The organism is Kangiella marina (genome assembly GCF_039541235.1).
GTDB classification, from domain to species: Bacteria; Pseudomonadota; Gammaproteobacteria; order Enterobacterales; family Kangiellaceae; genus Kangiella; species Kangiella marina.
Genome location: NZ_BAABFV010000001.1, coordinates 202090 through 225914 on the forward strand (window position 1 = coordinate 202090; position 23825 = coordinate 225914).

Annotated in this window: 15 protein-coding genes; 7 read left to right on the forward strand and 8 right to left on the reverse strand. The window is 45.1% G+C overall.

Annotated features, from left to right (window positions below; genetic code table 11):
* Nucleotide 1 precedes the first annotated feature (1 nt).
* Nucleotides 2–529 (forward strand): peroxiredoxin, encoded by a 528-nt coding sequence (locus tag ABD943_RS00890; protein ID WP_345291315.1) that lies wholly within the window; start codon nt 2–4, stop codon nt 527–529.
* 14 nt (nt 530–543) lie between these two features.
* Here ABD943_RS00890 and ABD943_RS00895 read toward each other — a convergent pair whose 3' ends face one another.
* Together ABD943_RS00895 and rluC are read right to left on the reverse strand one after the other, a co-directional pair.
* Nucleotides 544–1224 carry an HAD-IA family hydrolase gene (locus ABD943_RS00895; RefSeq protein ID WP_345291316.1) on the reverse strand — a complete coding sequence of 227 codons (681 nt, stop codon included), beginning with the start codon at nt 1222–1224 and terminating at the stop codon, nt 544–546.
* 10 nt (nt 1225–1234) lie between these two features.
* Nucleotides 1235–2197 carry a 23S rRNA pseudouridine(955/2504/2580) synthase RluC gene (rluC, locus tag ABD943_RS00900; RefSeq protein ID WP_345291317.1) on the reverse strand — a complete coding sequence of 321 codons (963 nt, stop codon included), beginning with the start codon at nt 2195–2197 and terminating at the stop codon, nt 1235–1237.
* Between the two features lie 613 nt (nt 2198–2810).
* On the opposite strand from rluC, the gene rne reads away from it, so the two are divergent.
* Nucleotides 2811–5663 (forward strand): ribonuclease E, encoded by a 2853-nt coding sequence (rne, locus tag ABD943_RS00905; protein ID WP_345291318.1) that lies wholly within the window; start codon nt 2811–2813, stop codon nt 5661–5663.
* 79 nt (nt 5664–5742) lie between these two features.
* Here the strand turns inward: rne and ABD943_RS00910 are convergent, their stop codons facing one another.
* Nucleotides 5743–6315 carry a histidine phosphatase family protein gene (locus ABD943_RS00910; RefSeq protein ID WP_345291319.1) on the reverse strand — a complete coding sequence of 191 codons (573 nt, stop codon included), beginning with the start codon at nt 6313–6315 and terminating at the stop codon, nt 5743–5745.
* Nucleotides 6316–6438: 123 nt separating this feature from the next.
* On the opposite strand from ABD943_RS00910, the gene ABD943_RS00915 reads away from it, so the two are divergent.
* Nucleotides 6439–7332, forward strand: a complete 894-nt coding sequence (locus tag ABD943_RS00915; RefSeq protein WP_345291320.1) for a hypothetical protein — start codon at nt 6439–6441, stop codon at nt 7330–7332.
* A complete protein-coding gene (locus ABD943_RS00920) occupies nt 7329–9491 on the forward strand; it encodes a sensor domain-containing diguanylate cyclase (protein ID WP_345291321.1) in 2163 nt (720 codons plus the stop codon). Before ABD943_RS00915 ends, ABD943_RS00920 begins: the two co-directional genes overlap by 4 nt.
* Before the next feature lie 24 nt (nt 9492–9515).
* Here ABD943_RS00920 and ligA read toward each other — a convergent pair whose 3' ends face one another.
* The 3 genes from ligA to smc are packed head-to-tail and all read right to left on the reverse strand — an operon-like array spanning nt 9516 to nt 16089.
* On the reverse strand, nt 9516–11531 hold the full coding sequence (gene ligA / locus ABD943_RS00925; protein ID WP_345291322.1) for an NAD-dependent DNA ligase LigA: 2016 nt from the start codon (nt 11529–11531) through the stop codon (nt 9516–9518).
* A 10-nt stretch (nt 11532–11541) separates the two neighbouring features.
* Nucleotides 11542–12564, reverse strand: coding sequence for a cell division protein ZipA (gene zipA, locus ABD943_RS00930; protein WP_345291323.1), 1023 nt, complete (start codon nt 12562–12564; stop codon nt 11542–11544).
* Nucleotides 12565–12591: 27 nt separating this feature from the next.
* Nucleotides 12592–16089, reverse strand: a complete 3498-nt coding sequence (gene smc, locus ABD943_RS00935) for a chromosome segregation protein SMC (RefSeq protein ID WP_345291324.1) — start codon at nt 16087–16089, stop codon at nt 12592–12594.
* Between the two features lie 145 nt (nt 16090–16234).
* On the opposite strand from smc, the gene cysZ reads away from it, so the two are divergent.
* Nucleotides 16235–17032 carry a sulfate transporter CysZ gene (cysZ, locus tag ABD943_RS00940; protein ID WP_345291325.1) on the forward strand — a complete coding sequence of 266 codons (798 nt, stop codon included), beginning with the start codon at nt 16235–16237 and terminating at the stop codon, nt 17030–17032.
* Between the two features lie 48 nt (nt 17033–17080).
* Here cysZ and ABD943_RS00945 read toward each other — a convergent pair whose 3' ends face one another.
* Nucleotides 17081–18925 (reverse strand): LVIVD repeat-containing protein, encoded by a 1845-nt coding sequence (locus tag ABD943_RS00945; protein ID WP_345291326.1) that lies wholly within the window; start codon nt 18923–18925, stop codon nt 17081–17083.
* A gap of 144 nt (nt 18926–19069) precedes the next feature.
* Nucleotides 19070–21436: a DUF7467 domain-containing protein gene (locus tag ABD943_RS00950; protein WP_345291327.1), complete on the reverse strand. Its 2367-nt coding sequence runs from the start codon at nt 21434–21436 to the stop codon at nt 19070–19072.
* 613 nt (nt 21437–22049) lie between these two features.
* Here ABD943_RS00950 and ABD943_RS00955 point away from each other — a divergent pair.
* Nucleotides 22050–23330 (forward strand): diguanylate cyclase, encoded by a 1281-nt coding sequence (locus ABD943_RS00955; protein ID WP_345291328.1) that lies wholly within the window; start codon nt 22050–22052, stop codon nt 23328–23330.
* Between the two features lie 24 nt (nt 23331–23354).
* A complete protein-coding gene (locus ABD943_RS00960) occupies nt 23355–23816 on the forward strand; it encodes a GNAT family N-acetyltransferase (RefSeq protein WP_345291329.1) in 462 nt (153 codons plus the stop codon).
* Nucleotides 23817–23825: the final 9 nt, after the last annotated feature.

Consider the following 23825-nt stretch of genomic DNA (forward strand, 5'->3'; position numbering starts at 1 on the left):
TATGTCACGCATTTTATTGTTAGTTTTCAGCTTGTTGCTATCATCAACCGTCGCAGCAAACTCCAGCTGGGTTGGCGCTCTAGCACCTGACTTTACGCTCGACGATCAAAACGGTGAAAGCAAAAGCCTGGACGATTATAAGGGTCAATGGTTGGTGCTCTATTTCTACCCAAAAGATGACACACCAGGCTGCACCACTGAAGCTAAGAACTTTCGCGATAAGTATGAAGAATACAAAGCACTAAATACTGAGATCGTGGGAGTATCCCTCGACGACGTCAGCTCTCACAAAGACTTTTCAAGCGCTTACAAGCTCCCCTTCACCATTCTTGCCGATGTGAATCAAGAAGCCAGTAAAGCTTACAAGGTACTTGGTGGCTTTGGTCCTATGGAATATGCTGAGCGCGAAACTTTTATCATCGATCCACAAGGCAACATCGTTCACCATTACGGTGATGTTGACCCGGATACTCACGCCAAGGAAGTGTTAAAACAATTGAAGGAATTGCAGAAAGAGCTTGAAGGCTAACTCTTTATTGAGTATCACTGTTGAGCAATGAGCTCACGGATATCGTTGATAATCGCGAGCGGAGCGTGCTGTCTTAATATATCGACCCGGTGCGCTCCGTAAGTCACTCCAACTCCTAACGCTCCCGCGTTCTGTGCCATTTTTAAATCATGTGAAGTATCGCCGACCATGATCGTTTGTTCAGGCTTCACATCAAAATGTTTCATTAAAGTATGCAGCATCGCAGGATCTGGCTTACTGTTCGATTCATCACTGGCAATCGTAAAATCAAAAAAGTGCTTAAGTTTAGACTCATTCAAGACTCGGTCTAACCCATCTCGCGCTTTCCCCGTTGCCACAGATAAGTAATAGCCGTCATCTTTGAGCTTAGCCAGTACAGCTTCTACGCCTTCAAAAACAGGACTTGGCGTCTTATCACCATCAACATACTGATAACGGTATTCTTCAGTAATCCAGTCGTGGTCTTCGACTTCCGGGAAGAGCTGCCGATAACAATTGCTTAAGCTTAACCCTATAATCGCGCGGACTTCATCGTCGCTTGGCACTGGGAGTTTCAGGTTTCGCGCTGTGGTTTGCATAGCCGAAACAATCCGCCCCGTTGAATCCATTAAGGTTCCGTCCCAATCAAAAACAATCAGTGGTGTTTTGAGAGTTACTATCACTTTGGGCATCGCTTTAGGCATAGTTTTAATCATTGACAGAATCTTAGTTATGACTGTTTCTCAATTGGTTAACGGTATCTTGTAGGTCATCAGGCAAGGGAGCCTCAACTTTTATCGGCTTCTTATCATCGGGGCGAACCTTAAACTCTAAAGAGTAAGCGTGTAAGAACAGTCGTTCACAAAGCCCGTCACGCTTAAACTGCTGATTCAAAGCATCATCACCATACTTGTCATCACCAATCAGGCTGCATCCGACGGATTGCGCGTGCACACGGATTTGGTGGGTGCGGCCCGTGATGGGTTCAGCCGAGACCAGCGTCAAGTCGGTAAATCGCTCCACCACTCTAAAGCTGGTTAAGCATGGCTTGCCATCATCACTCACACGGACCAAACGCTCTCCAGACTTCACTTGAAACTTTCGCAACGGCGCATCGACAAACTTTTGTTTCGCTGGCCAATGGCCCTGAACCAGAGCCCAGTAGCGTTTATTAATCTTCTTTTCTTGGAGCTGCTTATGGATAAAACGCAGCGTACTTCGGCGTTTAGCAATCATCAAGCAACCAGATGTATCTCTATCCAGACGGTGTACTAACTCTAGAAACGGTGCTTTTGGCCGAAGCGCGCGTAGCGCCTCTATCACCCCAAAGCTCATACCGCTACCGCCATGAACCGCCATCCCCGAAGGTTTGTTGATAACGATAATACGGTCGTCTTCATGAATAATCGCATCTTCCAGCGACTGCACTACGTTCAGGTTAACCGGGACTTCTTGCTCTCGTTGAGCCGTTTGGACAGGAGGAATTCGAATGGAGTCACCCGCTTCAATTTTATATTCCGCTTTGACTCGACCTTTATTGACGCGCACCTCACCCTTACGCACCATTTTATAGATGCGTGACTTTGGAACGCCTTTCAGCGTTTTAACCAGGTAATTATCAATGCGCTGCCCTTCTTCTTCGGCACTGACTTCGACAAAGCGAACTTTAGGGCGGGTATCTTTACTCATCGGGCGAAACTATACCCTAAAACACCCAAAAACAACACCTTAAACACGCTTTGAAAGCGGCTAAACAATAACAAGTTCTAGTCGATTCAAGAACTTAAGCAGAATAACGATTGCTGGAATCCATATATCTGTTTATAATAGCCGCACGGAGACAATAGTGCTCCGATGAGAAGTGAGGCAAATTGGTATAAGAACAATACCAATCAAGAATAGTGCCTCAATACTGGTGTTAGATGTAAACCCATATAGCGTAACGCCTTAGCGACAATCGCATGGTCATACTGACACCCCCAAAAGAATTTATGCAATAACACCGAACATGGTGAAGTAACAGAATAGTAGAGCCTTAAAGTATTCTAATTGGCTCGGTTGGTTTGGCTTCTTTTATGCACAAAAGCGGTAAGACATAAAATAGCCAAGCAGGAAAAAACTGATTAATTTTAAGCGTGGAAAGACAACTGTATGAAGGACTCTTTAGTCGCACAAGGTTTGTCACAATTAAGCAAGAAAGTATTGTAAAACAACAAGTTATACAATATACCTCAGCCTATTCCTAAAATTTCTGTTCTAGCTCTCACTGTGTTCGCGGTTTAAAAAAGAGAGTTTTTATACAATGAGACGTATGTTAATTAACGCAACTCACCACAATGAAGAGTTGCGTGTTGCGATGGTCGATGGCCAACGCTTATATGATTTAGATATTGAGTTAGCAGGAAGAGAACAGAAAAAAGGGAACATCTATAAGGGTAAAGTTACCCGAATCGAACCCAGTTTAGAAGCAGCTTTCGTTGACTATGGTGCGGAACGCCACGGCTTTCTTCCTTTAAAAGAAGTTGCTCGTGAATACATGCACAACCCTCCTCACAAAGGTCGCCCTACCATCAAAGACGCCTTGAAAGAAGGCCAAGAAATTATCGTTCAGATCGATAAAGAAGAGCGTGGTAATAAAGGCGCAGCCTTAACAACATCTGTCAGTTTGGCGGGTAGCTACTTGGTATTGATGCCGAACAACCCTCGCGCAGGCGGTATTTCTCGCCGTATCGAAGGTGAGGAACGTTCAGATCTTAAGCAAATTATGGGACAGCTTGCTGTGCCTAAAGGCATGGGCTGTATCGTAAGAACCGCCGGTGTTGGCAAGAGCCTTGAAGAAATCAATTATGATTTCGGTTACTTGTTAGAGTTTTGGAAAAACATCAAAGAAGTTTCAACCACTCGCCCTGCTCCATTCCTGATCACTCAAGAATCTGACGTTATTACTCGTGCGATTCGCGATTATTTACGCCCAGACATTGGTGAAATCATCGTAGACCGCAAAGAAGTTCATGATCGAATTAAGACTGAGCTTGGCTATCAGCGCCCTGACTTCGTCAACCGCGTGAAATTCTACAAAGATGAAATTCCACTATTCAACCGCTACCAAGTAGAGAGCCAAATTGAAAGCGCCTTCCAGCGAGAAGTTCGCTTGCCATCAGGTGGCTCGGTAGTTTTCGATCAAACCGAAGCATTGCTTTCAATCGATATTAACTCGGCTAAAGCAACTAAAGGTGGTGATATCGAAGAAACGGCTCTGCATACCAATAAGGAAGCTGCTGAAGAAATCGCTCGTCAGTTGCGTCTGCGTGACATCGGCGGTCTAATCGTTATCGACTTTATTGATATGGGCCCACCACGCAATCAGCGTGAAGTAGAAAAAGTATTAAAAGACTCTGTGGCACGTGACCGTGCGCGCATTCAAATCGGTCGTATTTCTCGATTCGGCTTACTTGAAATGTCGCGTCAGCGCTTACGTCCGTCACTTGAAGAGTCTAGCCAGCACGTATGCCCACGCTGTAGTGGCTCGGGTGTTATCCGTGGTACTGACTCGTTAGCGCTGTCAATCCTGCGTTTGATGGAAGACGAAGCGATGAAAGAGTCGACAGCTGAAGTTCAAGCAGTGCTGCCTGTAGAAGTGGCAACGTTCTTATTAAACGAAAAGCGTCGCAAAATCGAGCAAATCGAAAAGCGCCAAAAAGTTCGTTTGGTTGTGGTACCAAACCCACACATGGAAACACCTCATTACGAAGTGCTTCGTGTCAAAGGTGGTGAAACTCTTGAAGACAACAGTTACTCTTTAATTGGTAAAGCCCCGGAAGTCGAACTGGTTAAAAGTACAACACAACCCGTACAACCTTTAGATGAGCCTGCGCTTAAAGGGTTGAAACACAGCACGCCTCCTCCGGCTCCTAGCCCGAAACCAAAAAAGAAGAAGAGCAAATCTAAGAAAGAAAAGCCAGGTTTGTTCAAGCGCTTGTGGACGGCACTTTTTGGCGATGATAAGAAAAAGTCAAAAGGTAAAGGCAGCAAGAAGCACAGCAAAAACTATAAAGGCAAAGGTCGCCATAGTTCTGATCGTCAAGATAATCGTAACCAGAACAACCGCCGCGGTAACTACAAAGGTAACCGCCGCCGCAACGATCGTCGTAACGATAACCGCAATAAGGATAACCGCGATCACGACAACCGTAATAAGCAAAACGAGCAGAACAAGAAAGATAATCGCCAACCTAAGCAGGATCAAGCTCAAGCTAAGGGTCAGCAAAAAGGTGGCAATAATCGTCAGCAAAATGCTCAAAACCGTAATAAAAATAATCGCGGCCCACAGAAAAGCCAGCAGCAAGCTCAGCAACAAACCGAGCAGCGTCCACCACGTAAAACGCGTGCTGAGCGTATGGCTACTGTGCAAAAGTCTGAGACCCAACAGCCAACGGATATCAAGCAACAGCAGCAGGAAAAAGCTAAAGCAACTCAAGCTCAAGAGACTAGGCCTCAAGCGACTCAGGCTCAAGATAAGCAGCCGAAGCAGCAGGACAAGCCTCAGCAGCAAGACAAGCCTCAGCAGCAAGACAAGCAGAAGCGTGCTAAAGCGAACCCTGAGGATATTATGGTCTACAAGGCTCATAAGTCATTAGAAAGAACGGTAACTGAGGTGCTTAAAGACGAAACCTTACCTGAGGTAATCGATAACTCAGCCGATAACTCAGCAAATAACCAAGCCGAAACAAACTCGAATAACGCCGAGCCGGTTCAAGAAGCATCTAACGGCAATACAGCTGAAAAAGCAGTGTCTGATTCAAAGATAGAACCCAAAGCACCAGAAGCAGCTCCTTTGAAGGAAAGTCATGAGGTAGAGCAAGCTCCTGCAAAGCCTCAATCTGAGACTCAGCCTGAAGACAATAAAGCTCAAGAAACAGCAGCTAGCACACCAGTAGCAACAGAAAAAACTGAAGCAGCGAAAGTAGCTCCAAAAATGAATGGTAGCGTTTCTTCAAGCTCTAGTGCTCCAGCAAGCAAAGCAGTTACTGAAAGCTCTATTGAGCCAATAGCCTTCAAACCGCAACCTCATAGTTTTGATGGTGCTATTACGCAGTCTGTAACCGACGCTTCTCGTGAGCATAGTCACTCACAAGCGGCTAAAACTAACATTTAGCTCGAATAACAGACTCTAAACAAAAATCCCACGGAGTTATCTTCGTGGGATTTTTTTGTGCCTGAAATGCTGTTGATTATTAATTTTTCTGGACTTTACCTTTGGCAGGCATTAAGTGGTAAAGCTGTTGGTGGATACGTTCGTTATGATACGTCACTCGAAAAATGCTACCGTAATCTTGCTCACTCAAATAAACTGTCGGTTCTTTTTTTAAAGGTTTTCCAGCATAAGTCACACCGAAGCTACCGCCTAGCGCAGTGATGATAGACGGCACAGTGTTCGAGTGCCCGACGACGACGACCGTTTCCCCACAATGCTTGTCTTTTATGCGCTGTATCAACTCTTCCGGCTTCGTAGGATCATAAATACTTTTCTCAACATCCACATACTGTAAAGTCTCATAGGTTCTTTTATAGGGAGTATAGAAGCCATGGTTCACAGTGCTTAAAGCTTTCATCGTCGACAGCTGTTGCGCTTGTTGCTGACCAACCTCGTTTAAGCTTGGATCTTTTGTCCCATCGTCCTGCTTTTGTAAATGCCTTAATACAAAGACATCATAGTCATTACAGCGATTATTTATTTCAGCGGCACTCGCACTTGGCTGGACAATCCCTAAAACCAACGTTGCCATCGTAGTAAACAATAATTTCATGAGCATTCCTCAACTAATGTAAGAGCTTGACACCCTATGCTAATCTATATGCCTTAACTTTTACAAACACTATACATTTTTGCATTAAATCGCTATATTTAAGTGTGAAAAGAGGGAGTTACGATGGACGTTCGAGATTTACAAGCTGGTGATGTGCTTCTGTTTTCGCCTGAGGAAGACAGCTGGATATCAAAAGCCATTACATGGTTAACAGACGCACCCGTAAGTCATGCAGCCATGACTTACCAAATTCCAACTAAAATGGTTGAAGAGACGCCACCTGCCGTGCGAGTTGCAGAAGCCACTATGCGCTTCCCAGGAAGGACGGTTCATGTCATGCGTCTCAACAAGCCTATTGATGATTTTAAGCCTGTGATGGACGTGGCGGCCCAGTACCTCAACGGTGAAGCGCCCTACGCCATGAATAACCTTTATTTGCTTGGTATTTTATTACTCTATAAAAAGTTTACTCCAAGTGATACAACCCAAAGAGTCATATTACGCATTCTGAAAAGACTGACAGAAAAGTTGCTGGATGCGATTAATCAACACAAATACCCAGACAAGCACCCAATGGTATGCTCTCAGTTTGTCTTTGAGTGCTACCAAGAAGCTGGTAAAGCATTTCACCTAACGATAAAGCAAGGCAAGCTACAAAGTGATAGTAGCCGAGCTAGCTTATTGCATAAAGCATTTAAGCATAAGCGTCAGCAGAGCCAGTTAGGCAACTTACAATCTGATAAGACGGATGATGAGCAATTAGCCAAAGAGCTCTATAAGGCAATGAACGATGAAACCTTGTTAGCGTCAGGCACCGTTTCGGATGACTTGCTCGATGCGATACACGATTTTGCACAAGTACTTCATGGTGTGAGTCAACAGCTCGACCTCGACAAAGCAGATCCTAAACAAGGTATAGCAATCCTTCAGGCTCAATCATCAATGTTCGTCACCCCAGGTGACCTACTAAGACATTGCCCAGAGCTTAGACATATTGGTGATATAAAACTCAAATGATTGGAAGACTGCATTATGCAACGATTGCCATTAGTATTGTGCTGGTGGCAATCTTGCTTGCAGCTTCTAAAATTGTCTCCAAAGACAGCCTTCAGCCAATCAGCTCTAACTTTGACTCCTACAACCTTAATAACCCTGAGGTTCTAACCAAGCTTAATGACATAGAAAATATTGGGAACATTGCTAGTGAGGTAGAATCTGAATACAACACTAACTTACTTTACATACTCCCTTCCAATTTATCTCGAACTAAAAACCCTCTACTCGTCGTTCGTCCTGGGCACTTAAGGTTTGTCACCCTCTATAAACTCAGTCACAACAAGCTTGAACCGCTGAATCAACAATCACGCTATGACTTTCAAAGCGCGCCCGAGTTCATGGGTTTCCAGAAATCTTTTAAGTTACGAGACTTACAAGGTGAGAAGCTGTATTTACATATTAATCACTACAAACAGGCAATCCCCAAGCTAGAGCTGTGGGAATATGAAACATTCAACCGAGTAGATAACCAGTATAACCAACTTTTCACGGCAATTATCTTCGGTATCATTCTGCTGATCTTAGTAAATACCTTCTTCTACCTCATCATCAAGCGAAGAGAGTATTTACTCTATATATTTTATAACACCACATTTGTTATATTTTTAATGGGAAGCACTGGGTATATTTACCAGTTTCCTGCTCTGTCTCTACTTGCGGATAGCAAGAACTCGCTGTTTATCTTTTTGTGCTTAAGTATGTACGCGCTTTACACCTTTACTCAAGCATTCCTCTCGACCGAGAAACTTGCTCCCGTTGAACATAAATTATTGAATGTTTACCGAGGCGCCATGGTGGCCCTCTTTGTGACAGGCTTTATATTCAACCCAGTTCCTCAAACACTAATCAACATCACAAACTTTACTTTAATATCAGCATTTCCACTGTATTTATGGCTGGTCGTTAAACTTCTTCGCAAAGCCAGCCGACAAGCTTTCTTTTTCGCCCTAGCCTTTGGTTTGCTCATTCTAGCCGGTGTCTGCAGAATACTAACCACCTTCAACCTTTTACCAGAAACCTTTATTTTTAATCATGGCTTTGCTATTGCGTCTTTATTAGAAGCAACTATTTTTACACTAGGCCTTGCGGATAGAGTTTTGCAAATAAAGCTGCAGCGCGACAATGTGAAAAGAGAGTTCCAAGAACGCACTCAGGCATATGAGTTACAAAAGGAGTTCTCGACTCTGCTCAACAATATCACTGAAAAACTACACAGTAGTAAACCCCAAAACTACGAGGCCATGGTTGTTGGAACTTTCTTAAAAGAACTCAAAAAAAGAGTGAAGTTCGTCAGCGCTGCCGCTATTTACCAAATGGATGCTCAACTCCATGTATTCGCTAGGTCAACGTTTGAACGACAGAAATACAACCAGCTCATTAAAGATACTTCATTGCAAGTTAAGCGCCTATGCGATCTAAACGTGCCAAGGCGACTAGAAGCCGACCTTATCTATGAGAATATGTTTGTGATTCCGGTGGCTATGCGCCGACATGAGTGGAGCTGCTTAATTTTAGAGGTGGGTGATGAGTTCCAACCCACAGAGTCCATGCTAGACTTTTTACAACACTATGCCACTGAGTTAACGCGCTGCTTACTCAATATTGAAAGTTTACGTCTGATAAAATCAAAAGCCGAGACGGATGACTTAACAAGGCTTTTAAATCGAGGAGCGATTCTTGAGCAATTAAAATTGACCTTAATTCGATCTCAGCGAAGTAATGACCCCTTGTCCATTGCTTTTGTTGATGTGGATGACTTTAAAGCGGTTAACGATAACTTTGGACACGAATCTGGCGATCGTTGTCTTAAGAATCTGGCCAACCTATTACTTGAAGAGCTACCTCATAACTGCCTTATAGGGCGTTATGGAGGTGATGAGTTTTTAGTGATATTACCTAAAATTAAACAGGTAGAAGCGAAACGTTATTTAACTATTATCAGCGATAAAATCATTCCTTTATTTGTTGAAAATAAACGCTGCCATTACACTATAAGTGTCGGTATTTCGGGACTAAAAAAAGAAACCAAAGATAGCTTGCAGTTAATTCGCGAAGCCGATAAAGCACTTTACGTCTCTAAAAGTCAGGGCAAAAATCAAATCAACTTGGCTGAAAATTAAAGCTTATCAACGAGTCTTCATGATTTAAATGGTATCTAAAAATTCAACACCGAGGACTTCAACCCCCAAAGATTCTGCCTTTGTTAACTTACTACCAGCCTTCTCTCCGGCGATTAGTGCGCTAGTATTTTTAGACACAGATCCAGCAACTTTAGCGCCTAACGATTCTAGCTTGTCTTTTATTTCGGCGCGGCTAATTCCTTCAAAACTCCCCGTAATCACATAAGTTTTGCCTTTTAAGGGAAGTTCAGAGTCTGACTTTTGTCTAACCTCTGGCCAATGGATGCCGAGATCGATTAGCTCCTGAACCTGCTTTCTATTATCGTCATTATCAAAAAACGCGGTGATATGTTGAGCTACAATTGGACCAACGTCGGACACAGCTTCAAGCTGCTGTTGATCAGCTTGCATGATGGTTTCTATGGTTAAAAAGTGGTTAGCGATATTTTTAGCGGTCACTTCACCGACTTCGCGGATGCCTAAGGCATACAAAAATTTAGGCAAGGTCGTGCTTTTACTCTGCTCTAGAGCCGCTAACAGGTTCTCAGCAGACTTCTCGCCCATTCTGTCTAAGCCAGTGATTTGTTCTTTTGAAACTCGATACAAATCACTGATGGTTTTGACGTAACCTTTTTCAGAAAATATCTCCACTAACTTATCGCCAAGACCATCAATATCCATGGCTTTACGTGAAGCAAAGTGTTTAAGCGCTTCATTGCGCTGTGAAGAACATACCAGCCCGCCTGTACAACGGAGCACAGCTTCCCCTTCAGCACGTTCTACAGGTGACTCGCACACTGGACACTCTTTTGGGGATTCAATAGCGACAACCGCGTCTGGGCGGCGCTCCTCAATAATGCTGACTACTTGCGGAATCACATCACCAGCACGACGAATAATCACATAGTCATTGATTTTGACGCCAAGACGTTCAATCTCATCCATGTTATGTAATGTCGCGTTGCTCACTGTGACCCCGCCGACTGACACCGGCTCTAATCGAGCCACAGGTGTCAAAGCTCCGGTTCGTCCAACTTGAAAATCCACGCCCAATAACTGGGTAACCTCTTCTTGCGCAGGAAACTTATGCGCAATGGCCCATCGAGGAGCGCGTGCGACAAACCCAAGACGCTCCTGTAGCTCAATACTATTCACTTTATTGACAACGCCATCGATTTCATACTCTAAGCTATCGCGTCGTTGCAAAATGTCACTGTAATATGCAAGACATTCGCTAATACCTTTGACGACTTTTACTTCGTCTGAGACCGGTAAGCCCAAGCTTTTAATTTGCTGCAACCGATCAAAGTGTGACTCTGCTAGCTCAAAGTCATCAGACACAAGCCCCATGGAGTAAGCGTAGAAAGACAGATTTCGCTTGGCCGTAATTTGAGGATCAAGTTGACGCAAGCTGCCTGCCGCGGCATTGCGCGGATTTGCAAAGACTTTCGCTCCTTGCTCACGCGCATCATCATTCAATGCCTCAAAAGCACTTTTAAGCATAAAGACCTCACCCCTAACTTCAATTTTCTTAGGAGGCTTTTCGAGGCGTAGCTTTAATGGAATTGAACGGATCGTTCGGGCATTTAGGGTAATATTCTCACCTTGTGAACCGTCACCACGAGTGGCTGCCCGAGTTAGTAATCCGTCTTCATACAATAAACTAACCGCTAGCCCGTCGAGCTTTGGCTCACAGACATACTCGATATCACTAGACTGACCTAATCGTTCATTCACTCGGCGGTTAAAATTTACCATTTCATCATGATCCATGGCATTGTCTAGCGATAGCATAGGAAGCTCGTGCACGACTTCAGCAAAGCCACTATCGGGCTTCGCCCCAACACGTTGTGTAGGAGAGTCAGCAGTGATTAAATCAGGATGTTTGTTCTCCAGTTGAGTTAGCTCACGATAAAGCCTGTCGTACTCAGAATCCGGCACAGATGGATCGTCAAGGACGTAATATTGATAATTATAATCGCTAATAAGGGAGCGCAACCGCTCCAACTGTTCTTGTACGTTGTCGGCTTTATTTGTCATAACTGATTAATTACTTTTGAAGAAGTTGCTTGCGCTCGAACTCTACAATTTGTTCGCGATGGTGCGACTCAATTTGCTTACTAAAGTTGCTTTTTGTTGCGTCAAGAACATAACCGCCTAACTCTTTAGTGATGCCCTGTGCTGTTTTGACCATCAAATCATAGGCTTTCATCGGCTTACCGGGTCCAGGAAGCGTCATAAATAACGCTAGACCGCGGGTTTCTAAATCATCAACTTTTTTCAGTTCAAAAATGCCCGGTTCAAAAGCATTGGCTAAGCTGAACTGTACTGCACCTCGACCATTGGCCTGAGCATGACGATGGAAAATATCCATTTCACCATGACGCATACCCTGCTCCACTAACGATTGAATGAGTTCAGGGCCTTTAAAAGGACGTTCTTGCTCGGCGACAACGAAAAGCGAAAAGATGAGCTCCGGTTCTACTTCAATGGATGGTTCTTCATCAGGCTCATCAAACAAAGAGGTCTGTTGTGGTTGCTCTATACGCGGTTCTTTTTTTGGTTCCTTATTCGCTTCTTCTAGCTTGGTTTGATCTTTTTTCAAACTTTCTTTCGTAAACTCGAACAATGCATCATCCAGAACCGGAATGTCGCTTTCAGAAATGATTGGCTCAACATACTCTTTTTGCTCGCCTTCCGTGACCATTGGCTCGGAGTCTTGGTGCGTGGCGTCACCTTGAAGCTCATCACTCAGAGACTCTGAAGCTTTAAGCTTTTCTAAAGGCTCTGACTCGACTTCAGCTCGAGTTGCTTGTAATGGCTCTTCTGGCTCCGGTAATGGCTCGTTATCAATGCCGTCATCGTCGGCATTGTCATCACCGACAAGACGGACTTGCCCGATACCATCATCATCAAAACCCGCATTATCGCGGCTTTTAGCTAAACGCTCTTGATAAAGCTCACGCTCAACTCGCTCTTTTCTAACTTTTGAGCGACGCTTAGCATCGAAATAAATAAAGCCAATAATGACCAGACTTACTAAAGCCAGCAATATTGCGAGTTGCCACTCCATTAAATCACCCTTACTAGATTTATCGTTTTAAGAAGCGGCTAAAGCAGCAGCTTCATCCACATCAACTGAGACCACACGTGACACACCCGGTTCACTCATAGTGACGCCCAGTAGCGTATCCGCCATTTCCATTGCAATCTTATTATGCGTAATCGCAATAAATTGCAGGTGTTCACTCATTTCTTTAACAAGGTTTGCATAACGGCCAACGTTAGCATCGTCTAGCGGCGCATCAACCTCATCCAACATACAGAAAGGCGCTGGGTTCAACTGGAAAATAGAAAATACCAGTGAAATTGCAGTTAACGCTTTCTCACCGCCCGATAGTAAGTGAATGGTTGAATTGCGCTTACCCGGTGGACGCGCCATCACGGCAACACCCGTATCCAGTAGGTTTTCCCCTGTCAGCTCAAGGTAAGCATGACCACCGCCAAAGACTTTCGGGAATAGCTCCTGAACGCCTTTATTGACCTTGTCGAACGTTTCTTTAAAGCGAGTTCGTGTTTCATGATCGATTTTTCGAATCGCGCTTTCCAAGGTTTCTAGCGCTTCAACTAAGTCGTCATTTTGAGCATCAAGGTAAATTTTCCGCTCTTCAGAGGCTTTAAACTCTTCAATCGCCGCCAAGTTAATGGCACCCAGTCGTTGTATACGACCGGTGACCTCTTCAATCTTCTCTAACCAGGCGCTTTCAGAATAATCTTCAGGCAAGGTCTCGATAACCTCTTCGACGTCCTGCTTAGCATCTTTAAGAATTTCAGACTGAGTATTTTGACGAGTCTTTGCTTCCTGCCAATCCATGCGCAGCTTTTCTAAGCGAGAACGAACGCCTTGTGCGCCCTGCTCAGCCTCGTGACGTAAACGCTCAAGCTTACGCATTTTTTCATCAACTTCACTCAGCTTGTTCCGCGCTTGCTTCATTTCCTCTTCAACCACAAGACGCTTCTCTAAAGCTTCTTCCAGTTCGATTTTGTATTCCTCAGAAGGATCGCGATCGCTGCTTAAACGATTCTCTAGCTCAACTTTACGAGATGTCAGCTCACCAATTTGAGAGTTCACACGCTCAAAACCTGAACGAGTCGAGTTAACCTCGGCCTTTAAAGCACTGACTCGAATCGCTAACTTCTGCTCAGCCTCTTTAGCTTCACGCGCCTGAGTACGACGAGTTTCTAGTTGAGCCCGGCGCTCCTCGCGCTCTGCCATAAGCTTTTCCCGCTTATCACTGTCTTGCTCCATAGAGTCAAGCAGTTGCTCAATAAGCTGTCGGCTTTTAGCAAGCGCTGCTTCATCGTCGTGAACTTGCTCAATGATATTGTGCTGCTCACGCTTAAGACGTTCTAAACGACTTTGCGCTTGCTCTAATTTTGCTTGCTGAGTACCAACGCTGGCTCGCAGCTCACTGTGCTTCTTATTTGCTTGAGCTAGCTGAGACTGTTTGGTTTGCCACGTTTCTTCATATTGGCTCAGTTGCTCTGAAAGTTGCTCTTTGGTTTCTTCTAGCTGCTCTAAAATCGCTTCTTGTTGTTCAATCTTTTGATAGATCTCATTGAGTTCAGCTTCGCGCTCTAGAATGCCTGATTCATTATCGCTGGCACGAGTCACTCGTAACCAATCTTTGCCTAGCCAAACACCGTCTTTGGTAATGATTGACTCTTGTGCTGCGAGGTTTGAACGCTTACCCAAAGCTTCCGCTAAATCATCAGCCACAAGCACATTGTTTAAAGTACCGTTAAGCGCTGAAGCACCCTTAACTTTATCCGACAAACGCCCAGACTCAGCGCTATTTGATGACTCTCCATCGACCAGCAAGATAGAGCCAGAAGCCAGTTCAGATAGACTGTCCGCGTATTGTTCCGGCGTCCCAACAACAACGGCTTCAAGGTATTGACCTAAAACAGTTTCAGCCGCAACTTCCCACCCGCTATCCACACTTAAGTTTTGAGCTAGACGAGCTTTATTCGTTAAGTCATTAGACTCTAACCATTTAATCGCTTGCTCATTATCAGAACCTAGCGCAGCACTTTGCAAAGCTTCGAGTGAAACTTTTCGCGACTCTAAACCACGAAGTTCTTTTCGAGTTTCTTCAAGCTTTTGATTATGTTGACGCTGTTCTTGACGAGACTGGTTGATTTTTTCAACGGCATCTTGAACACCTTCTTCAAGTTTCTCAGCCTGCTCTTCAGCAATACTGAGGTCTTGAGCGGCTTTCATCAGCTCGGATTCCATTGGCCCAGACTGTTGCTGACCAATTTCATCTTTAATTTCTTCGATTCGCTTTTGATGACGAGACAAGTGCGACTCAAGATGTTGAATACGGGTTTTTTCGACTTCCGTCTTTTGTGCGTTCGCACTGGCTTGTTGATTGAATACGTCCCAATCTTGTTGCCAAATGCGCATATCTTCTTCTAAGTCGCTCAGCTGCTGCTGTTGCTCTTCAACTTGCTCAGAGTTCATTTCCAGCTCAGGTTCAGCCTGCAACAACTCTGTCATCATTTCTTCAAGTTTCGACTCGTCAAACTTTAACTGATCACGTAGCTTATCCAGCGACGCTTCAACTTGGCTCTTATCTTCAAGAAGTTGTGATTTTTGCTGACGTGCGTGCTCAATGGCCTGCTCTAAACGAGCAATATCAGCAGCAATACCATAAAAGCGACCTTGGACTTCGTTGTGCGCATCCGTTAACTCAATGTGCAGCTCGCGAGATTTTTCAATTCCTGTGTCGGAGTGGCGCTGATCAGCGACTTTGGCCTCAACCTCTGTTTCCATCTTTTGAATCGCTTCGTCCAGCGCTTCAATTTTAAGGTTGTACTCTTGCCAGCGAATCGCTGCAAGCTGCGCTTTCAGCGCGCGCTCTTCAGACTTATATTCTTTATAACGCTCAGCTGAAGTTGCCTGGCGCTTTAAATGCGACAGTTGTTTTCCGAGTTCTTCACGTAAGTCATTTAAGCGATCAAGATTATCTCGCGTATGGCGAATTCGGTTCTCCGTTTCGCGGCGACGTTCTTTGTATTTAGAAATTCCAGCAGCTTCTTCTAAGAAAATACGCAGTTCATGAGGCTTAGACTCGATCAGCTTCGAAATCATGCCCTGCTCAATAATGGCGTAACTGCGCGGACCTAGGCCTGTGCCTAAAAAGATGTCAGTGATGTCTTTACGTCGACAGCGTGTGCCGTTTAAGAAGTAGGAGGACTGGGCCTCACGGTTAACCATCCGTCGCACGGAGATTTCATTAAAGCTCGCGTACTCTCCTTTAACCGTGCCATCGGAATTATCAAAAACCAACTCAATACTGGCCTGGCCGACAGGCTTACGCCCCGTTGAGCCATTAAAGATAACGTCTGTCATGGCGTCACCACGAAGGTTCTTTGCCGATGACTCCCCCATCACCCATCGCACCGCATCAATCAAGTTAGACTTACCACAGCCGTTTGGGCCGACTACAGCAGTCATATTACTTGGGAACGATACGGTCGTTGGATCAACGAATGATTTAAATCCTGCTAGTTTTATTTGTTTTAATCGCATTTATTCTCTTACGTATTCTCTTACATTTTCTCCTTTAAAGAGATTCCTGTAAGGGTCTGTAACAATTTTAGGGTTATCATCTAAAGCGTTTAAGTGTAAATTATTTTGCATCATTTAGCACATAGTAAGTGTAAAAAAACATTGTATGGCACAAAATAGTTTCGAAGGTGCTCATTATTTAGCCAACGGCTTCAGAATGTTGCTCCAAAAAGGCATAAAACGCTACGTTTTCATCCCCTTAGGTATTAATTTAACTTTGCTAACTATCGCATTGATATACCTCATAAATCAAATATCTTTTTGGGCGCAGTGGGTTGAAGAATCAGTCACCAGTTGGGGCGCTTGGGAGTGGCTGGGCACAGCTCTTGCCTGGCTGGTGTGGCCGATTGTCATTGTGGGTGCTGTCTTATTCATATTCTTCTTCTTCTCCATGTTGGCCAACTGGATTGCGGCCCCCTTTAACGGCTTATTAGCGGAAGCCGTTGAGCGCAAGCTTCATGCCGAAAACGGTAACGACGATGCTCCGATTGAAGACGAAGGCTTTAAAGGTTTAATCAAGGATACCCCTCGCCTGCTTAAACGAGAGTGGACTAAGCTGAAATATTACATTCCCAGAGCGCTCGTCTGTTTACTGGTGTTATTTGTTCCCATCATTGGAGCTATAGCCTTCCCCATCATATGGTTTGTCTTTAATGCTTGGATGATGTCGGTCCAATACATTGACTATCCGATGGATAATCATAAGATTCCATTCGACGATATGCTCAAAACATTACAGACCACACGTAGCGGTACACTTGGTTTTGGGAGCTTGGTGATGCTTTGTACCATGATTCCAATTATCAACTTGCTAGTCATGCCAGCAGCGGTTTGTGGCGCAACCCAACTGTGGTATGAAAACTATCGCGATAAGCACTTATCAAAACAGTTATCTGAGCAGTAATAGAAAAAAGCGTGCATTTTACACGCTTTTTATCTAATAAGACTCCAGTTATTGCTCAAAAATTAATAGCCCAGACTCCATGCCTGCGACATAAATGCCCTCTTCATTGGCATGGATTCGAGCTGCATTAGCAGGCAGCGTATGGTCGCCAATATGCACCGGTGCTTCCGGGTTACTAATGTCGAGCACCTTAATCGATGCCGAATCAATTAAGTAGGCTCTATCCCCGAAAAGACTCACGTTATTAGCACGCCATTTACTTTCGAAAATTCCAGCACTTTTTAAATCATTAGGGCTGGTAATATCAACCACCAGCAAGCCCATGTATCCTGCGGCCAAATAAGCATGAGCCCCTTTTATTTCCACGCCTCTTGCTTCAAACTTTCTCTCACTAAATTTATAACTGTCTAAGATAATTGGGCTGGTGGGAATACTGACATTAACCGCAACGAGCCCCGCCTTGCCAGCAGCCACAAATGCAATATCGTTTTGCACGCTGACTTCATAAGCATAACCACCCAGCGCCACAGCAGCGACCTCGACAGGCTGCTTGGGGTTAGAGACGTTCAATATCCGCAGTCCGCCTTCACCATCAGCGATGTAAGCGTAATGACCATTAACCTGAATACCTTCGGCGTAGCCAGGAGTATCCAGCGAAGCAATTTCAACAGGATTGTGAGGATCCGAAACATCAATCAGCTTATAACCCGCCCAATCATCAGCCACATGGACAAAAGGCCCAGCAACATCAACATCGAGAGCGCGGTAAGTTTTAAGCTCGGAAATATCTTTAGGGTTAGTGCTATCGGTCACATCAACAACCTTTAGGCCGCGATAGCCGTTAGCGATAAAAGCATACTCTCCTTGCGTATCAATCCCTCTAACGTGCCCGGCGGCCGCAAAGTGCTTAATCACAGTCGGCTCATGAGGCTTGCGAACATCTAACACCTCAAGCCCTTGGTCGCCATGCGCCAAGTAAGCGATTTGGTTATCAATCGTGACCGACTCTGAACAGGTCGAGTCCCACCAAGCCCCAAGTTTTTGGGGGTTAGCAGGATCGGCAACGTCAATGACGATCAGTCCTGCATCGTTTGCTACGCCTGCCACATAAGCCAAGTTGCCATCAATTCTGACGCGCTCCGCGCCATATTCCAGCGGTGCAGCAGCCACTTGTATGGGATTTTCTTTATCGGAAACGTCGAAAATGCTTAAACTGGGCTCATGATCATCCATATTAACCACGAAGACGTGTCGCCCATTAGTATCAATACCCGAAGCACTTCCAGCGATAGGATGCGAGCCAAGCGCTTTGGCTTCGCTTGGATTGGACAAATCTGAAATTTGCAAACCAGCATCGTGCCCCGCTGCGACGTAGGCAATACCTTCTTTGACCACAAGGTCTAGCGAGTAGCCCTTGGACGGAAAACTATCAATAAGTTCTGGTTTGTGAGGTTTAGAGACATCAATTATATGGATCCCTTTCCAACCCGCGGCGATATACACTCGATCATTTTCGATATGAATCGCTTTTATTTCACTATCGAGTGCGAGCTTGCCACTCAGTTTAGGTTTTGTGGGGTTTTTGATGTTAACTAACCGTAACCAGCCTGATCCATCGGCAATATAAAGATGGTCATCACGAAGAATCATATCCCGGACCACGCCATCGGTTTGAATCGAAGCGACTTCTTCCCAGGCAACAGCATTGCCAGAGCCATCCTTTTCTACAGCAACCACTCTCACCGTTCCAGATGAGCCAAAGTATAAGTAGTTGCCACTGGCCACGCTTGCAAAAACAGGGCCTTGATTCCATCGCCCCGCCATCTCAACAGTAGAGCTTCGATTATTGGCAACGCCAATTTCTGCGGGCGCTGCAACGATAACGTTGCTCATTACAAAGCTGAAATAGACAAGAGCACACTTGATTATTTTTAACACAAATACATCCTTCATTTGCATACCACCTACCTTAAACATTACGACTGATCGTAGAAAAAGCCCAGCAGCAGCCAGGCTTTTCTACTCGCTCATCGTATTTTAATCAGTACCATCTGGGTCGATTAAGATACAGGCTGAGCCACCTTCGAAACTACCGCCATCCGTTTTGATAAAGACACTCAAGCTATCGAATAACTCTAGTTCGTTATTCGTGCTGAATGTGATTTTACAAATACTTTTTACGGCAGTGTCACTCAAGATACACTGGTTATTTGGAGCTGTACCAAGTGGTTCCCCACCTTGTGCGCCGCCCGCAGCATCATGGAACAAGACCGCTGAGCCTGAGCGTGGGCTGTTCCCTTGGGCCGCTTTGACGACCAGAGTCACTACCTCAGCGCCCGCTAGGAATGGGCTGATAACGCCCACACTGTCATGCGAACCAGCTTGCTGACCTAAACCCATGAACTTACCACTCGTACCAATGGTTTGGTCAGTACTGAAGCACATGAGGTTGGTGCCGATACCATCGTCTCCTGGGTCACCTTTTTGACCTTGAGGACCGACTTTGCCCTGAGGGCCTTGATCACCAGCATCACCTTTAGGACCCGCTTTACCTTGAGGACCTTGGTTACCCTGTGCACCAACTTTACCCTGAGGACCTTGATCACCGGTATCACCTTTTAGCCCCATTTTACCCTGAGGACCTTGGTCGCCTTGCTCACCTTTAGGACCAATTTTGCCTTGTGGACCTTGGTCACCGGTATCACCTTTTAGACCAATTTTGCCTTGTGGGCCTTGGTCGCCTTGGATACCTTGAGGGCCAATTTTACCTTGTGGGCCTTGATCACCCTGCGCACCTTGTGGACCTACTTTACCTTGAGGGCCTTGGTCACCGGTGTCACCTTTCAAGCCCATTTTACCTTGTGGGCCTTGGTCACCTTGAGCACCTTGTGGACCAACTTTACCTTGTGGGCCTTGGTCACCTTGATCACCTTTAGCACCGATTTTACCTTGTGGGCCTTGGTCTCCGGCGTCACCTTTGGCGCCGACTTTACCTTGTGGCCCTTGGTCACCTTGATCACCTTTGGCGCCGACTTTACCTTGTGGGCCTTGGTCGCCCTGAGCGCCTTGTGGACCAACTTTACCTTGTGGACCTTGGTCTCCGGCGTCACCTTTCGCACCGACCTTACCTTGTGGGCCTTGGTCACCCTGAGCACCTTGTGGACCAACTTTACCTTGTGGACCTTGGTCTCCGGCGTCACCTTTCGCACCGACCTTACCTTGTGGGCCTTGGTCACCCTGAGCACCTTGTGGACCAACTTTACCTTGCGGACCTTGGTCTCCGGCGTCACCTTTGGCACCAACTTTACCTTGTGGGCCTTGGTCACCTTGATCACCTTTGGCACCGACTTTACCTTGCGGACCTTGGTCTCCGGCGTCACCTTTGGCACCAACTTTACCTTGTGGGCCTTGGTCACCTTGATCACCTTTGGCGCCGACTTTACCTTGTGGGCCTTGGTCACCCTGAGCACCTTGTGGACCAACTTTACCTTGTGGACCTTGGTCACCGGCGTCACCTTTTGCGCCGACTTTACCCTGAGGACCTTGGTCGCCTTGTGGACCGGCAGGACCTTGATCACCAGCGTCTCCTTTTTTACCCTGAGGACCTTGTGGGCCTTCTGGACCCTCAGGACCTTGTGGGCCTACGCCGCCAATGGTTAAGTCATAGAGATCCATTTCATCAAATGGAGAGCTGGCATCACCTACATAGTCAACCAACTCAAAGCTGCCGAACACATCACCTAACAGCAGTGGCTGTGAACAAGAGGTATGAATACTAAAGCTTTGAGACAGTCCATTTTCGCTGAGGACCACATCAAGCTCGTTTGCAGATGGGTGGTTAGCGTTAAATGTTACCAGCTCACCTGGGTTAATCTGATTGGGGAACGACCACTTATTGGCTTGACTGGTTAAGCTGACACTCGTAGCACCGATTGCGCCGGTCATATCACCAGAGCAGCTCGCGTTCTGAGCATTAACACCCAAGCAATCTGAAGGATTGTATTCGAAAGTCACGGAGCTAGGTTTTGTACCACAAATATTCGTCCCTTCTACCACGATTTTTAACAGATAATCACCTGAAGGAACCGCTGGCGTACCGTTTGTGACAAAGGGTAAGTCAACAACAACACACTGAAAATCGGTGGGGTCTAGCGGCGGAGCTGGATTGAATTCCATATCAACACACGCTGACTGATCGGCACTAATGACTAATGGGTCTGGATAAGTACCAAAGAAAATACTGGGGTCATCAAACCCTGTCCCCCAGATAACTAAATTTGTCGGAGCATCCGACGGATAGGGCTGAACTTCGTGAATTTTTGGTGCCGCAGCACCCACTTGTGAAGCTAACAACAACCCGATCCCTAAAGCGGACTGTGCTAACAATGATATTGGTCGGTTCATGAGAATTCCCTCCGCTGAAACCTGCATAATGCATTTCTAGTTAACGTTAAAACATCACCAAATTGGTAATCCTTCACCACCAGCAACAATGCGCTTATGCATCGCTGATTAATGAACTATCAAATATATTCCTACCTAAACACCTTGTCTATTGTCTAAAATTTAGACAGTTAAATGCATCTTTTATAGTGTAAACCTCTGATTTATGGTGAACTGATAAAGATTTTTACACCTTGAGGGCTTATGGCTTTGAAACTCATCACTGGGATCTGCTGGCGATGCAAATTTGAAGTTTTTTTGAGTGTTTCTCAAACACTTACCCTTACCGCCTGGTTTTGGCGAAGAATGTCGACTCAGTCCATGAAAAATTATTTTTTTACAACTTTTCGTTTGCATCACGGTCTAGACTGTCAATAAAATGTACATAAAATCAGCTCATTAGCGCCGTTTTTGGCGGTAAATTGATACAAATTTCATCATATTTTTTGTAAATAGCGGCTTAATCTTGGTTATCGAATGAAGAAAGCGACTAAAATTGTGCTCAATTCAGTCATTTTCTGCCAAATATTGGAACACCAGAAGCTCATCGTAAGTAGCGATAAGGACATACTTAGTGAAGAAAATAATCGTCGTTGACGACAGCAGGTTTTTTTGCGCCTTAATAGAAAAACAAATCATAGAGCAAACGCCCTATGGTGTTGTGACTTGTAGTAGTCTTGAAGAAGCTAAGATTGTCTTATCTCGTCTCGATAAAGAGTCCATACAAGCGTGTCTCACTAGTTATCGATTAAGGGATGCGACCGAAGGTGAAGCCATTGAGCTATTTCGTTCACACAATATTCCAACCATCGTGCTTATCAGTGATGTCACGGCCAGATTAAGAAGCCGTTTCTGGCAGCTCAGAGTTATAGACTATGTGCTTAAGCATGATAAGTACGCCATTAATGAAATTATTAATACCCTTTCACGATTAGAACGAAATCCTAATAATAAGATCGTAATCGTTGAAGACTCCAAAACATCAGCCAAAATGTTGCAGATCCTTTTGGAGGTTCACCAGTACGACGTGATGCATTTTAATAACCCAAAACAAGCGCTCGATTACGTCAAATATCACCAAGATGTCAAAATGGTAATAACAGATTACAACATGCCAGAAATGGATGGTTGTGAGCTAACTCGACGATTGAGACGTCTTTATAGCAAACAAGAGCTTGCGATTCTGGGCATGTCAGGAGCAGGCCAAACCATCATGTCAGCCAACTTTTTAAAACATGGCGCTGATGATTTTATCATTAAGCAGTCGTTTTTAGCCGAAGAGTTTTATTTACGAGTTAACTCCTACCTCGATCGACTGAACACCTATCAAGAGCTGGCAACCGCAGCCAGTTATGATTATTTGACCAAAATACCTAACCGTCGTCATTTCTTTGAAGTGGTAGAGGCGATGCACGAAGCGGCCATTCGGCATGAGACACCAGTGACTTGCGCCATGATAGACATTGATAAGTTTAAGTCTGTGAATGATGAATATGGACATTCTGTTGGTGACGAGGTGTTGCGCAAAGTCGCCGAAACAATAAAGTCATCGACTAGAAAGTCCGATGTTGTTGCCCGCTTTGGAGGCGAAGAGTTTTGCATGTACATGAATGGTATGTCTGCAGAAAACGCGCAGCCCTACTTTGAAAAGTTGCGTCAAAAAATTAGTGACACCATTATTCATGTTGAAGATTATACGCTCCAAGTAACCGTCAGTATTGGCTTGAATTCAAAACTCGAACAAGACCTCAATCAAATGCTGGAAAAAGCGGATAAAAGCTTATACGAAGCCAAAGAAACCGGCCGTAACCGCGTCATTCTAAATTCAAACTTGGCTGAGGTGAGTTGCTCATAGTTAACTGTGTAAGCACTAGAAACGATGAACATAAAAGTCGATGACCTAAAAGGTCCTGAAATAGCACAGCTTCTCAATCAACATCTAGAAGAAATGCGGGCCACCTCTCCTCCGGAAAGTAAACATGCCCTCGACCTTAACGCCCTACGCAGTAACGACATCACCTTCTGGACCCTATGGGACAACGACAAGCTGGCAGGCTGTATTGCTTTAAAGAAACTGGATGAGAGGCATGCTGAAATAAAATCGATGCGAACAGCACCAGATTATGCTCGACGAGGCGTGGCAACGCGATTGTTAGAACACCTCATCCTTGAATCACAAAAACAGGGATATCATCGGTTAAGCTTGGAAACAGGTTCAATGCCATACTTTAACCCCGCAAGACAACTGTATCAGAAGCATGGTTTCAAACTGTGCGAGCCTTTTGCGGATTACAGGGAAGATCCGAATAGCGTTTTTATGACTAAAAGCCTCGATGACTAAAACCTTGTT